The organism is Rhizobium sp. X9, assembly GCF_018873185.1.
GTDB classification, from domain to species: Bacteria; Pseudomonadota; Alphaproteobacteria; order Rhizobiales; family Rhizobiaceae; genus Agrobacterium; species Agrobacterium oryzihabitans.
In genome coordinates, this window is record NZ_CP071312.1 from 1,624,910 (window position 1) to 1,638,513 (window position 13,604).

At 60.3% G+C, this 13,604-nt stretch carries 9 protein-coding genes and 1 pseudogene; 7 read left to right on the top strand and 3 right to left on the bottom strand.

Annotation, left to right across the window (positions count from 1 at the left end; all coding sequences use genetic code 11):
• Positions 1-8: 8 nt before the first annotated feature.
• Positions 9-1,340, bottom strand: a complete 1,332-nt coding sequence (locus JZY08_RS22385; protein WP_003498488.1) for a UDP-glucose/GDP-mannose dehydrogenase family protein — start codon at positions 1,338-1,340, stop codon at positions 9-11.
• Positions 1,341-1,717: 377 nt separating this feature from the next.
• Here JZY08_RS22385 and JZY08_RS27805 point away from each other — a divergent pair.
• Positions 1,718-2,603 (top strand): annotated as a pseudogene (locus tag JZY08_RS27805) (DMT family transporter).
• A 115-nt stretch (positions 2,604-2,718) separates the two neighbouring features.
• Complete coding sequence (locus JZY08_RS22395; RefSeq protein WP_216331752.1) at positions 2,719-3,696, top strand: glutathione S-transferase family protein; 978 nt, start codon at positions 2,719-2,721, stop codon at positions 3,694-3,696.
• A gap of 4 nt (positions 3,697-3,700) precedes the next feature.
• On the opposite strand, the gene JZY08_RS22400 is transcribed toward JZY08_RS22395, so the two are convergent.
• The gene (locus JZY08_RS22400; RefSeq protein ID WP_216331753.1) at positions 3,701-4,603 is read right to left on the bottom strand and encodes a LysR family transcriptional regulator; all 903 of its coding nucleotides are present in this window, start codon (positions 4,601-4,603) and stop codon (positions 3,701-3,703) included.
• A gap of 211 nt (positions 4,604-4,814) precedes the next feature.
• Here JZY08_RS22400 and JZY08_RS22405 point away from each other — a divergent pair, with 211 nt between their 5' ends.
• The 4 genes from JZY08_RS22405 to JZY08_RS22420 all read left to right on the top strand — a co-directional run bounded on the left by JZY08_RS22405 (position 4,815) and on the right by JZY08_RS22420 (position 9,190).
• Positions 4,815-6,344: an aldehyde dehydrogenase family protein gene (locus tag JZY08_RS22405; RefSeq protein WP_216331754.1), complete on the top strand. Its 1,530-nt coding sequence runs from the start codon at positions 4,815-4,817 to the stop codon at positions 6,342-6,344.
• 254 nt (positions 6,345-6,598) lie between these two features.
• Positions 6,599-7,552, top strand: coding sequence for an aliphatic sulfonate ABC transporter substrate-binding protein (locus tag JZY08_RS22410; protein WP_216331755.1), 954 nt, complete (start codon positions 6,599-6,601; stop codon positions 7,550-7,552).
• 22 nt (positions 7,553-7,574) lie between these two features.
• A complete protein-coding gene (locus tag JZY08_RS22415) occupies positions 7,575-8,354 on the top strand; it encodes an ABC transporter permease subunit (RefSeq protein ID WP_216331756.1) in 780 nt (259 codons plus the stop codon).
• An 8-nt stretch (positions 8,355-8,362) separates the two neighbouring features.
• On the top strand, positions 8,363-9,190 hold the full coding sequence (locus tag JZY08_RS22420) for an ABC transporter ATP-binding protein (protein WP_216331757.1): 828 nt from the start codon (positions 8,363-8,365) through the stop codon (positions 9,188-9,190).
• Positions 9,191-9,229: 39 nt separating this feature from the next.
• Here the strand turns inward: JZY08_RS22420 and putA are convergent, their stop codons facing one another.
• Positions 9,230-12,904, bottom strand: coding sequence for a trifunctional transcriptional regulator/proline dehydrogenase/L-glutamate gamma-semialdehyde dehydrogenase (gene putA, locus JZY08_RS22425; protein WP_216331758.1), 3,675 nt, complete (start codon positions 12,902-12,904; stop codon positions 9,230-9,232).
• Between the two features lie 174 nt (positions 12,905-13,078).
• On the opposite strand from putA, the gene JZY08_RS22430 reads away from it, so the two are divergent.
• Positions 13,079-13,549: an Lrp/AsnC ligand binding domain-containing protein gene (locus tag JZY08_RS22430; RefSeq protein ID WP_003498512.1), complete on the top strand. Its 471-nt coding sequence runs from the start codon at positions 13,079-13,081 to the stop codon at positions 13,547-13,549.
• Positions 13,550-13,604: the final 55 nt, after the last annotated feature.

Here is a 13,604-nt window from a genome sequence, read left to right on the forward strand (position 1 = left end):
GCGAAACTTTATAGTTCTTTGCCGGAACTGCTCTCGTGCGGACGGCCAACCGCAGCATAGATGAAGCCATGTGCGGCGACTTCATCCGTGCGGTAAATATTGCGCAGATCGACCAATACAGGGCTCTTCATGATCGCTTTCAGGCGCGGCAGGTCGAGCGCGCGGAACTGGTTCCATTCCGTCACGATGACGACGGCATCGGCATCTTCCGCAGCCTCGTAAGGACCCGTCGCATATTCGATATCCTCCATGATATGGCGGGCATTCGCCATGCCTTCCGGATCGTAGCCCACCACCCGGGCGCCACCATCCTGCAGGGTCTGGATGATGGCGATTGCCGGGCTGTCGCGCATATCGTCGGTGTTCGGTTTGAAGGTCAGACCGAGCACTGCGATCTTCTTGCCGCGCACGTCGCCGCCCACTGCGTTGATGACCTTGCGGCCCATGGCGCGCTTGCGGTTGTCGTTGATGGCGATGGTGGTCTCGATCAGCCGCACCGGGGCGTCATAATCCTGCGCGGTCTTGGCGAGCGCCAGCGTATCCTTGGGAAAACAGGAGCCGCCATAACCGGGGCCGGCATGCAGGAACTTGGAGCCGATGCGGCCATCAAGGCCGATGCCGCGCGACACGTCCTGAACATTGGCGCCAACCTTTTCACACAGATCCGCCATCTCGTTGATGAAGGTGATCTTCATCGCCAGAAAGGCGTTGGCGGCATATTTGATCAGTTCCGACGTGCGTCTGGTGGTGAAGAGCAGCGGCGACTGGTTGAGGTAAAGCGGACGGTAAACCTCGGTCATCACCGGGCGCGCACGCTCATCCGAAAGGCCGACGACGATACGGTCCGGCCGCTTGAAATCCTCGATGGCCGCACCCTCGCGCAGGAATTCCGGATTGGAGACCACGGCGAAATCGGCCGACGGATTTTCTTCGTGAATGATGCGCTCCACCTCGTCGCCCGTGCCGACGGGAACGGTGGATTTCGTGACGATAACGGTAAAACCATCAAGCGAATGGGCGATTTCTTTTGCCGCGGCGTAGACGTAACCGAGATCGGCGTGGCCGTCGCCGCGCCGCGAGGGCGTGCCGACCGCGATGAAGACGACATCGGCATTGGCGACCGCGGAGGAAAGATCGGTGGTGAAGCTCAGACGGCCGGCCCTGGCATTATTGGCGACGATTGTCTCCAGACCCGGTTCGAAGATCGGAATATGGCCGCTTTTCAGCGCTTCGATCTTTTCCGGCATCTTGTCGACGCAGATCACGTCATGGCCGAAATCGGCAAAACATGCGCCTGAAACAAGACCGACATAACCGGCACCGATCATCACTATCCGCATTCTTCTTCCTTTCGGTTCGTGAGGCGATGTTCGCGCAGCAAGCTTCAGGCGAAATCAGCGGGTGCAATCACACCACAATGTTTAGCCGCCTTCGCGCTTGCCGCCAAGCGCCACGATCAACACGGGCTAACCTCTTTCCATGACGGTGATGTGATGGCGGTGGCGGGACAAATTTGCCGCACCTTGCAGCCATTTGCATCGGTTGGGTTCAATCGGGCAATTTTGCCGTTTTTCCGGCTTGCACTCATAGGTAGCCGGGTCTAGCCATAGGGTGAGGATCAAATCTGCCAGACTGTCTGTCCCTTTAAGGGGCGTCCGGGTCGCTTTACGCGGCCGGGGTGCGCTTTGCATTCCGGTCGGTGTTCGGGGAAGTTCAAATGCAAAAGGGTTTTCTGCTCGGTCTGTTCGCCTATGCGAGCTTTTCCTGGGGCGATGCCACGATCAAGTCGCTTGGATCACAGGTCAGCGTTTTCGAGATCGGCTTCTTCAGCATATTGTTTTCCGGCATCTTCATCTTCTTCAGCAAACCCCGCGAGGAAAGGTGGCGTGAATTCTGGCGCATGAGCCGTCCCTTCGCCGTGCACGGCCGGGCGATCTCGGGTCTGTTTGCCGGTATTCTCGGCATTTACGCGTTCACCACCATTCCCTTGGCGGAAGCCTATGCGCTGATCTTCCTGTCGCCGCTCTTCGTCACCGTGCTGGGCCGTTGTCCTCAAGGAAGATATCGGGCCGTGGCGCTGGGCGGCGGTTCTGGCCGGCATCGTCGGCGTCATTCTTGTCGTGCGGCCCGGCTTCAAGACGCTGGAACTCGGGCATTTCGCCGCGATCGGCGTTGCATTTCTGGCGGCCATGACCATCGTTTTGCTGCGCTCGCTGGCGGGTAAGGAAAAGCGCACCTCGATCATGGGCGTGCTGTTGATCTACGGTCTCACCTTCAACGGCCTTGCCTCCATCCCTGAATTCGTCATGCCCAATCTGCACCAGCTTGTTGCCTTTGCCTTCATCGGGCTTTGCACGGCAACGGGACAGATAACGCTTCTGGTGGCAACCCGCATCGCGCCGGCGAGCCAGATCGCGCCGTCGCATTATTCGCAAATCCTCTGGGCCGTGGCGATCGGCATGGCCTTCTTCCACGAATATCCGGATGCGATTGCCGTTCTCGGTCTCGCCGTCATTGCGGCCTCGGGACTGCTGACGATGATCCGTGAAAAGGTGAGGCTTGGCACCGTGCGCTGGAACCCGTTTTTCCGCAATCGTCTCTGACCCTTTCGCCGTTATCGTGATGATCGGAAACAGTGCGTCAACCGAAGCGCGGCTTGCGGGGTGGCCGCAGGCGGCTCCATAAGGCTTTTCATCTTTAGATGAATGGAGAGCCTAAATGCTCGTTGATGGAAAATGGACGGCCGAGTGGCATCCCGTGCAGGCGACCGACAGGAAGGGTGGCTTCGTTCGCCAGACATCCGGTTTCCGCAACTGGGTGACGCCTGATGGTTCGGTTGGCCCGACGGGTGAGGGCGGGTTCAAGGCCGAGGTTGGGCGCTATCACCTCTATGTCGCGCTGATCTGCCCATGGGCATCGCGCACGCTGATCGGCCGCAAACTGAAGAAGCTGGAAGAGGTGATTTCGGTTTCCGTGGTCGAGCCGGCGCTTTCCGATGAGGGCTGGAGGTTCGGCGATTATCCGGGCTCGGGACGCGACGGGCTGAATGGCTTCACCTATATGCACGAGGCCTATACCAGCGCCGATCCGCACTATACCGGTCGTGCCACCGTTCCCGTGTTGTGGGACAAAAAAACGAAAACCATCGTCAACAACGAATCCGCCGATATTCTGCGCATGCTGAATTCCGGCTTCGGCGATCTGGCCGATAACGGGATCGATCTTTATCCGGAGGCGCTTCGCGATGAGATTGATGCCCTCAACGACCACATCTATCCGCGCCTCAACAATGGTGTCTACAGAACCGGTTTCGCCACCACCCAGCTTGCCTATGAGGAAGCCTTCGCCGACGTCTTCGCGACACTTCAGGAACTGGAAACCCGCCTCGCATCAGGCGGACCTTTCCTCTTCGGAGATCGCCTGACAGAAACGGATGTCCGGCTTTTCGTGACGCTGGTGCGTTTCGATGCTGCCTATTACGGCCTGTTCAAGTGCAATCTTCGCCGTATTGCCGATTGTCCGGCCTTGCAGGCCTATATAATGCGGGTGCTGACTGTTCCGGGCGTGCGCGACACGGTGAATATCGATCACATCAAGCGCGGTTATTATTCGATCAAGGCACTCAATCCCACCAGGATCGTGCCGGTCGGCCCCGATCTTCCGGGGCTTGACGAGGTTTCCGCGGGAACTGTGTGAATCTCTACGCCGGCTTGCCGACCTGATCGAGAAGCCATGCCTGGAAGGCGCGGGCAAGGACATTGTCCTGCCGCCCTTCCGGCAAGGCAACGTAATAGCTCTTGTCGGTTTGCAGGGGGATATCGAAGACGATTTCGAGGCGGCCGGAGGCGAGTTCCGCCTCGATCAGATATTTCGGCAAGAGGGCAAAACCGATGCCGCTTATGGCCGCTTCAATGATCATCGAAAACTGGTCGAAACGGCTGCCCTTATAGGCATTCTCTGCCGTTACCCCGTTCATCTCCAGCCATTCCGTCCACAGTTTCGGGCGCGTGGTCACATGCAGCAATGGCTGCCGGTTGAAATCGCCGGGCCCTCTCATTCCTGCGCGCTGAAGCAGAGTGGGGCTGGCGACCGGCACGATCACCTCATTGCATAAAAAGGTGCAGGTGCCGTGTGCCCAGACCGGTTGGCCATAGTGAATGGCGAGGTCGAAACCTTCCTCGTCGAAATCGAAGGGGTGCGAGCGCGAGGCGATGGTGATCGTCATGTCCGGATTGGCATCGATGAAGCGGTGCAGACGTGGCATCAGCCAGCGGCTGCCGAAGGTTGGCAGAGTGGCGACGGAAAGCGAGGCGTGCGATGTTCCGGCCGAAACCGCGCGCACCATCAGCTGTTCGGATTGCTGCAGCAGGCGCCGTACGTCGGGCAGGAATTTGCGGCCCGCTTCCGATAAAACGACGCGCCGGCGGATGCGTTCGAAAAGCTGCATCCCGGTCTGCGCCTCGAGTTCGCCGATCTGCCGGCTGACGGCGCTTTGCGTGAGGTTGAGTTCTTCTGCGGCACGGGTAAAATTCCCATGCCTTGCAGCACACTCGAAAGCTTGCAGGGTGACGATGTCAGGGACCAGTCTTCTGCGCGGATCCATACCATTCTCGCATCAACTTACCCGCTTTCCTCATTGGAAAAGGGTCATTATGGCCATATATGATTACGGGAAAGAATGGAATGGTGTTTTGCCGGTTGCGGCGGAGGTCGTTTCACAGAATGACAAATTCGGGGAAAGAACAGCGACGGGAGTTGAAAGAGCCGTATAAAACGGCCTTTCCTCCCCTTTGAGCCAAAAAGGACAATTGGACATGGATGCGACCACGAAGCTTGACGTGAAAAAGGAAGCCGCGGCCCTGCTCGACCGGATGGGTGTTGCCCGCGATCTTTATACCGGTGGCGACATGGCGTCCTTCAGCCCGGTTACGGGTGAACAGGTCGCCAGCCTCAAGACCGTTTCGGTCGAAGGTGTCGCAGCCGTGGTCGAGAAGGCCGATGCGGCCTTCAAGACATGGCGCAACGTGCCGGCACCCCGCCGTGGCGAGCTGATCCGGCTTTTGGGCGAAGAACTGCGCACCTTCAAGGCCGACCTCGGCCGCCTCGTCTCGCTGGAAGCGGGCAAGGTGCCGTCCGAGGGTCTCGGCGAAGTGCAGGAGATGATCGATATCTGCGATTTCGCCGTCGGCCTCTCCCGCCAGCTTTACGGTCTCACCATCGCCACGGAACGCCCCGGCCATCGCATGATGGAAACCTGGCATCCGCTCGGCGTCGTCGGCGTCATCTCGGCATTCAACTTCCCGGTCGCGGTGTGGTCGTGGAATGCGGCGCTTGCGCTCGTCTGCGGCAATTCGGTGGTCTGGAAGCCATCTGAAAAGACCCCGCTCACGGCGCTTGCCGTGCAGGGTATCTTCGAGCGCGCTGCGGCCCGCTTCGGCGACGCACCGGAAGGCCTTTCGCAGCTTCTGATCGGCGACCGCGCTGTGGGTGAAGCATTGGTGGACAATCCCAAGGTTCCGCTGGTTTCGGCTACCGGTTCCACCCGCATGGGCCGCGATGTCGGTCCGCGTCTGGCGAAACGCTTCGCCCGCGCCATTCTGGAACTTGGCGGCAACAATGCCGGCATCGTCTGCCCCTCTGCCGATCTCGACATGGCGCTGCGCGCCATTGCCTTCGGCGCCATGGGCACGGCCGGCCAGCGCTGCACCACGCTTCGCCGTCTCTTCGTGCATGACAGTGTTTACGACCAGCTCGTGCCGCGCCTGAAGAAGGCCTATGCCTCCGTTTCCGTCGGCAATCCGCTCGAAACATCGGCGCTCGTCGGGCCGCTGGTCGACAAGGCGGCTTTTGACGGCATGCAGAAGGCGCTCGAAGCGGCCAAAGCGCATGACGGTGTGGTGAATGGCGGCGGCCGCGTGGATACGGGTGCGCCGGATGCCTATTACGTCAAGCCCGCTCTGGTCGAAATGCCGAAGCAGGCTGGACCGGTGCTGGAAGAGACCTTCGCGCCGATCCTTTACGTGATGAAGTACAGCGATCTCGATCAGGCAATCGACGCGCATAACGCCGTCGCCGCTGGTCTGTCGTCATCGATCTTCACCCGCGACATTCAGGAATCGGAACGTTTCCTGTCTTCGGAAGGCTCGGATTGCGGCATTGCCAACGTCAATATCGGAACCTCGGGCGCGGAAATCGGCGGTGCCTTCGGTGGTGAGAAGGAAACCGGCGGCGGCCGCGAATCCGGCTCGGATGCGTGGAAGGCCTATATGCGCCGCGCTACCAACACGATCAATTACTCCAAGGCTCTGCCCTTGGCGCAGGGCGTGTCCTTCGACATCGAATAAATCGCTCGCAGGTCTGAACGCGATTGTGACATTGATCCATTATGCCGGTGCGGTTCGTTCCGCACCGGCATTTGCTTGTCGAAAGGGTTCAGACAAGGGCGCCTGCGATGATTTGCGGGAAAGCGGCCTCTCTGCGGAATTTTATTCCCGCAAGATTGCTGATATTGAATTATCGTCTCTCTATCGTTTTAATGGAAAACCCTAGCATTGCTCCATATCGCAAACCGGCACAGCGCCGGTGATAAGGAGATAAAATGCCAGTCATCACCCGCCGTACCCTCTCCGCCAGCATTCTCGCCGTTGCGGCATTATCCAGTCTGCCTTTGCAGGCTAAGGCGGCGGAAGAGCTGAAGATCGGTTATCAGAAAACCGGCCTGCCGGTGATCGCAAGGCAACAGGGCGTCATCGAAAAGGCGCTTGAAGCCAAGGGCGTCAAAGTGACGTGGGTCGAATTCACCGCAGGCCCGCCGCTGGTGGAGGCCTTGAATGTCGGCTCGATCAATGTCGGCTGGACGGGTGATGCACCGCCGATTTTTGGTCAGGCGGCCGGTTCGGCCATCGTGTATGTTGCGGCCCTGCCCTCGAACGGTAAGGGCGAGGCGGTCTTTACCAAGCCCGAGAGCGGCATCAAGTCGGTTGCCGATCTGAAGGGCAAAAAGGTCGGCGTTGGCAAGGGCACCAGCGCCCATAACCTGCTGGTGGCGGCGCTGGAGAAGAACGGCCTGAAATTCAGCGATATCGAAGTGATCTATCTCAGCCCGGCTGATGCCGCCGCAGCCTTTGCCAGCGACAAGATCGACGCCTGGGCCGTCTGGGATCCTTTCTATGCGATTGCGGAGACCCGCTACAAGCCCGTCACGCTCGCCCGCACCAGCGACGTTCTTGATGTCAGCACCTATTTCCTCGCCAATCGCGACTACGCAAAGTCGCATGCGGACACCATCAACACCACCATCGATGCCCTGGGTGAAGCGGCCAAATGGTCCGCTGCCAACCGTGACAAGGTTGCCGCAGCGCTGCACGAGGTGACGGGTGTGCCGCTGGAAGCGCAGACGCTTGCCGCCAAGCGTTCTGAGTTCGGGATTACGAAGATCGACGACAAGATCGTTGCCAGCCAGCAGGAAACCGCCGACCGCTTTTATCGTCTCGGCCTGATCCCGAAACAGATCAGCATCAAGGATGCCGTCTGGTCGGGCGCCACCAACTGATCGCAGGTCCGGAGGCTTCGCCATGAGCATCAGAAGGCGCATCGAGGCCGGAAGCATCACGGGCTGGCTGCTTCCCGCCATCATTCTCGCAGGCTGGGAGGCGGCCTCCCGCATCGGGCTTATTTCGGGAAACGTGCTTCCAGCCCCCTCCGCCGTTGCGGAAGCCTTCTGGCGGCTTCTGCTGTCAGGGGAACTCATCGCCAATATCGGCGTCAGTTCCGCTCGTGCGCTTGTGGGTTTCGCCATTGGCGGCTCCATCGGCTTCATTTTCGGATTGGCCAATGGCCTCTCCAAATTCTCCCGCAGCTTCACCGACACGACGCTGCAGATGATCCGCAACATCCCGCATCTGGCGCTCATTCCGCTCGTTATCCTGTGGTTCGGCATCGACGAGGAGGCGAAGCTTTTCCTTGTGGCACTCGGGGTGTTTTTCCCGATCTACATCAACACGCTGCTCGGCATTCAGGGTGTCGATCCGCAATTGGTGGAGATGGGCCGCACCTATGGCATGTCGCCCTTCACCCTGTTCCGGCGAGTAATCTTGCCCGGCGCGCTGCCTTCCATTTTCACCGGCCTGCGTTATGCGCTCGGCATCATGTGGCTGACGCTTATCGTGGCCGAAACCATCTCCTCGTCCTCCGGCCTCGGCTACATGGCCATGCAGGCGCGCGAGTTCCTGCTGATCGATGTCGTCGTGCTGTCGATCCTCATCTATGCGCTTCTCGGCAAGCTGGCGGACAGTTTCGCCCGCTTCCTCGAAAGCATCTTCCTGCAATGGCATCCAGCCTTCAAGAAAGTCTGAGGTAACCCATGTCGACCAGCAATGTTACGACGTTGAGACGCCCCGATGCCCCGCCATCCTCCCCGCCCGGGGCAGAGCCGAAGGTTGAACAGCGCGGCAAGCAGGACGACAGCAAGGTCGCCTTCAGCTTCCGAAATTTGACCAAGACCTTTGGCGACAAGCCGGTGCTGCGCGGCATCGATCTCGATGTGCGGGAAGGCGAGTTTCTGGCAATCATCGGCAAGAGCGGCTGCGGCAAGAGTACGCTTCTGCGTATCCTGGCCGGTCTCGATGCGCCCACAAGCGGCACCGTTTCGAAAGACGCATTGAGCCGCACCCGCATGATGTTTCAGGAGCCGCGCCTTCTGCCATGGGAGCGCATTGCAAACAATGTGTCCGTGGGCCTGACCGGCATTGCCAAAGGCGAGGCCGCGAATGAGCAGGCGCTTGCCATTCTCGACGAAGTCGGGCTGAAGGATCGGGCGGGCGAATGGCCCTATGTCCTGTCCGGCGGTCAGAAGCAGCGCGTGGCGCTGGCGCGCGCACTGGTGGCCCATCCACAAATATTAGCGCTGGACGAACCGCTCGGCGCACTTGATGCACTCACCCGCATCGAAATGCAGCTTCTGCTCGAGCGCATCTGGCGCAAGCAGAAATTCACCGCCGTCCTCGTCACCCATGATGTCTCGGAAGCTGTTGCGCTTGCCGACCGCATTGTCGTCATCGATGAAGGACGCATTGCGCTTGATCTCGATGTGAAACTGCCGCGACCGCGCCGGCACGGCACAGCGGAATTTGCAAAGCTGGAAGAGCAGGTCCTGAACCAGCTCTTCGGGCGTGGCGAGATCAGTGGATAGGAGTTGGCCGGCAGGGCCTCGGCCCTGCCGGGTTATTTATCAGCCGATGCTCATCAGGCTGGCATTGCCGCCGGCGGCGGTGGTGTTAACGCTGACGGAGACTTCTTCGACCAGCCAGTCGAGCGTATAGGGCTGGTTTTCCCCGGAAAGCGCTTCCGTTGTCGCGGCCTGAACCAGAACGAGCGGGCCGGGCAAGGCGGCAATCTTCTTGTTGAGCGCAACGACACGTTCCGCATCGCCCTCGATCAGCGCGCCGGCGAAGGGCGCGGATTTTTCCCAGCTGTCAGCCCAGACGATGCGCGAGGTAACGGTTGCCGGCAATCCGTAGATCGCCTTTTCCAGTCCCGACGCATTGTCGATGACGACCGAGTTGCCGGTGGCAAGTGCTGCCGCCAGCTGGCGATACAATCCCTGTTCCGTGGCGGGGATCAGCAGAACCTTGCCGCGCGGATGCAGCGCATAGACGTTCCGTTCGCCGACCGGGCCTGCCAGTTCGGTTTCAAAGCCGAGGCCGGAAAGCGCTGCTGCCTGCCGTGCCGCTTCGGCTGCCACGGTTTGACCGTTTTCATCTAGCCAGCGGGCAAGATCGACGGCCGCCTGATCCTGCTGGCTGGCGACACGGTCGATCTTCGGCGCGGTTTGTGTGACGCGACCGAGATAAAGCGGTCCGCCCGCCTTGGGGCCGGTGCCGGAAAGACCGCGTCCGCCAAAGGGCTGGACGCCAACAACGGCGCCGATGATGTTGCGGTTCACGTAAAGATTGCCAGCCGCGACGCGCGACAGGACGTGCTGGATCGTATCGTCAAGACGCGTATGCAGGCCGAAGGTCAGGCCATAACCGGTGGCGTTGATGTCATCGATCAGCCGGTCGAGATTGTCGCGCTTGAAGCGGATGACGTGCAGCACCGGCCCGAAGACCTCCTTCTTCAGGTCGGCGAGCGATTTCATTTCGATGATCGTCGGCGGTACGAAGGTGCCCTTGCCGGTTTCGCCGGCAAGCGAAATCTGCTCGATCCGGTGGCCGAGCGTGCGCATGCCATCGATGTGTTTTTCGATGATGCCCTTGGCTTCAGCGGTGATGACGGGGCCGACATCAACGGAAAGGCGGTCGGTACGGCCAATGCGCAATTCATGCAGCGCACCTTTCAGCATCGTGAGCGTACGGTCGGCCACATCCTCTTGCAGGCAGAGAATGCGCAGCGCCGAGCAGCGCTGGCCGGCACTGTCGAAAGCGGACGCGATGACATCGGCGACGACCTGCTCGGCAAGTGCGGAGGAATCGACGATCATGGCGTTCTGGCCGCCGGTTTCGGCAATCAGGGGAACCGGTTGGCCGTTGGCCAGAACCCGGCCGGCAAGCTGGCCCTGAATGAGCCGCGCCACTTCCGTCGAACCCGTAAACATCACACCGGCCGTCAATGGTGAACCAACAAGTGCGGCACCCGTCTTGCCGTCGCCCGGCAGAAGCTGCACGGCGTCCTGTGGAACACCCGCCTCATGCAGCAGGCGCACGCCCTGCGCCGCGATCAGCGGCGTTTCTTCGGCGGGCTTCGCCAGCACCGGATTGCCGGCAACCAGCGCCGCCGTCACCTGACCGATGAAGATGGCGAGCGGGAAGTTCCACGGGCTGATGCAGACGACCGGGCCGAGCGGTGTTTCGCCGGATTTGAAGTTCCTGCGGGCTTCAGCGGCGTAATAACGCAGGAAGTCGATCGCCTCGCGCACCTCGGCAATGGCGTTCGGCATGGATTTTCCGGCCTCGCGCATGATGAGGCCAAGCAGGGCCGGCATCTCAGCCTGCATCTGGTTGGCAGCGCGCTCCAGGCAGGCGGCGCGTTCGTCAACCGGTGTGGAAGACCAGTTCGAAGCGGCGGCGCGCTGCATCGCCGCGTCCACATCGGCCTCTGTCGGCTCGGTCACATAACCGACGATATCATTGTGGTCGCCGGGGTTGAGAACCGGGCGTGTCTTGCCGCCCGCCTGTGGTGCTGCAGCTTTCCATTCCGTTGCCGCACTTGCCTTCAGGACGTTGTCCAGCGCCGCAAGTGTCGTTTCGCTGGAAAGATCGAGACCGGCGGAATTTGTCCGTTCGGGGCCGAACAAACCGGCTGGCGCGGCGATACGATCGTGTTGAGCACCGGGAACGGGATAGGCATTGACCACGGTGACCGGATCTTCCAGCAGCGAATCCACCGGCACGGCGGGATCGGCAATGCGGTTGACGAAGGAAGAGTTCGCACCGTTTTCCAGCAGGCGGCGGACGAGATAGGCAAGCAGCGTTTCATGGGTGCCAACCGGCGCATAGAAACGACAGGGGCGATCGAGCTTCTTTTTACCGACGACTTCGCTGTAAAGCGGTTCGCCCATGCCATGCAGGCACTGGAACTCGTAGTCACCGAGTTTGAAATCGGGACCGGCGAGGTGGTAGATCGTTGCCATGGATTGCGCATTGTGGGTCGCAAATTGCGGGAACACCAGATCGCGCGCGGCGAGCAGCTTGCGGGCGCAGGCGATATAGGAGACGTCCGTGTGCACCTTGCGGGTGAAGACCGGGAAGTCCTCCAGCCCGTCCACCTGTGCGCGCTTGATTTCCGCGTCCCAGTAAGCGCCCTTGACGAGACGCACCATGATGCGGCGACCGGCGCGGCGGGCGAGATCGATGATGTAATCGAGAACAAAGGGGCAGCGGCGGCCATAGGCCTGCACGACAAAACCGAGGCCGTTCCAGCCGGCAAGGTCCCTGTCGAGCGCCAGTTCCTCGAGAAGATCGAGCGACAGTTCCAGCCGGTCGGCTTCCTCGGCGTCGATATTAAGGCCGATATCGTATGTCTTGCTGAGCAGCATCAGGGATTTGACGCGTGGCAGCAGCTCCGCCATCACCCGCTCGGCCTGGGAGCGGGCGTAACGCGGATGCAGCGCCGAAAGCTTGATGGAAATGCCGGGACCGCCATAGATGCCGCGCCCGGCCGATGCCTTGCCGATGGCGTGGATGGCGTTTTCGTAGTCCTTGTAATAACGCTCCGCATCCTTGGCGGTCGTCGCGGCTTCGCCCAGCATATCGTAGGAATATTGGAAGCCCTGTTCTTCCAGCGGCTTCGAACGCTTGATCGCCTCGCCGATCGTTTCGCCGGTCACGAATTGTTCGCCCATCATGCGCATCGCCATATCGACGCCGCGACGGATGACGGGTTCGCCAGCTCTTGCTATCAGCTTGGTCAGCGCCGCCGAAAGGCCGCTATCGTTTACCGTCGAGGTCAGCTTGCCGGTGATGACGAGACCCCAGGTGGCGGCGTTGACGAAAAGCGAGCGCCCGCCGCCAATATGGGACTTCCAGTCGCCGCGGGCGATCTTGTCGCGGATCAGCGCATCGCGGGTGGCGGTGTCTGGAATGCGCAGCAACGCTTCGGCAAGGCACATCAGGGCCACGCCCTCATGGCTGGAAAGCGAATATTCCTGCACCAGCCCTTCGACCCCCGTGCCCTTGGTCTTGGCGCGCAGTGCCTCGATCAGCTTGGCAGCCGTGGCGCGAATGGCGCTCGCCTGCTCGGGCGTGACGGTCGCAGCCTCGATCAGCGGCGCAAGGCATTCTTCCTCGGGGCGGCGATAGGCGGCGGTAATCGCCTTGCGCAGCAGGCTCTGTTCGCGCACCGGCGGCGCAAAATTCTGGAAAATACCGTTCACTGCTACACTGGCGTTGCTTGCACCATCGGCCATTCTGAAGATCCTGAAAAAGCGTTGAAGACAGACCGTCGGCGGCAGCGTGTCCTCCGCCCGCCGCTTTTCATCCTGGCGGGTACAATACCATTGTCGCGGAAATTGCTATGGCCCTATTTTTGGATTAAAACAGGAAATATGAACTTTTATTGCTCGATTTAGGCGTGAAATTAAATGGCAAATAGTCATAAAACAGACGATCTGGATCATTTCGATCTCAAGATTCTTGAGGCCCTGAGTGAAGATGGGCGCATGTCCGTGCTGCAGCTGTCAAAAAGGGTGGGCCTCTCCAAGACGCCGTGCCAGACGCGGCTGAAACGGTTGGTGGACGAGGGCTATATTCTCGGCTTTCGGGCCGTTCTCAATCCGCACAAACTTGGGGTCGATCACATCGCCTTTGCCGAGGTGAAGCTTTCCGATACGCGGGAAAAGGCGCTGGAGGAATTCAACACGGCGGTGCGCAAGATCAAGGAGGTGGAGGAATGCCACATGATTGCAGGCGCCTTCGATTATCTCCTGAAGGTGCGCACCAGTGACATTCGCAAATACCGCAGGGTGCTCGGCGAAAAAATCTCAAGCCTGCCATCGGTTTCCAACACCTCCACATTCGTGGTGATGCAGTCGGTCAAGGAAACCGGCATCTAGCGAAGCGGGCAACGAAAAACGGGCGGGCGTTGGCCTACCCGTTTATCGCTTGGTC

Excerpts from the sequence above, each read along its gene's own strand:
- JZY08_RS22405 (WP_216331754.1), top strand. The coding sequence starts at position 4,815 with ATGGATGCGACCACGAAGCTTGACGTGAAAAAGGAAGCCGCGGCCCTG.
- JZY08_RS22420 (WP_216331757.1), top strand. The coding sequence starts at position 8,363 with ATGTCGACCAGCAATGTTACGACGTTGAGACGCCCCGATGCCCCGCCA.
- JZY08_RS22400 (WP_216331753.1), bottom strand. The coding sequence starts at position 4,603 with ATGGATCCGCGCAGAAGACTGGTCCCTGACATCGTCACCCTGCAAGCT.
- JZY08_RS22385 (WP_003498488.1), bottom strand. The coding sequence starts at position 1,340 with ATGCGGATAGTGATGATCGGTGCCGGTTATGTCGGTCTTGTTTCAGGC.
- putA (WP_216331758.1), bottom strand. The coding sequence starts at position 12,904 with ATGGCCGATGGTGCAAGCAACGCCAGTGTAGCAGTGAACGGTATTTTC.
- JZY08_RS22395 (WP_216331752.1), top strand. The coding sequence starts at position 2,719 with ATGCTCGTTGATGGAAAATGGACGGCCGAGTGGCATCCCGTGCAGGCG.
- JZY08_RS22410 (WP_216331755.1), top strand. The coding sequence starts at position 6,599 with ATGCCAGTCATCACCCGCCGTACCCTCTCCGCCAGCATTCTCGCCGTT.
- JZY08_RS22430 (WP_003498512.1), top strand. The coding sequence starts at position 13,079 with ATGGCAAATAGTCATAAAACAGACGATCTGGATCATTTCGATCTCAAG.
- JZY08_RS22415 (WP_216331756.1), top strand. The coding sequence starts at position 7,575 with ATGAGCATCAGAAGGCGCATCGAGGCCGGAAGCATCACGGGCTGGCTG.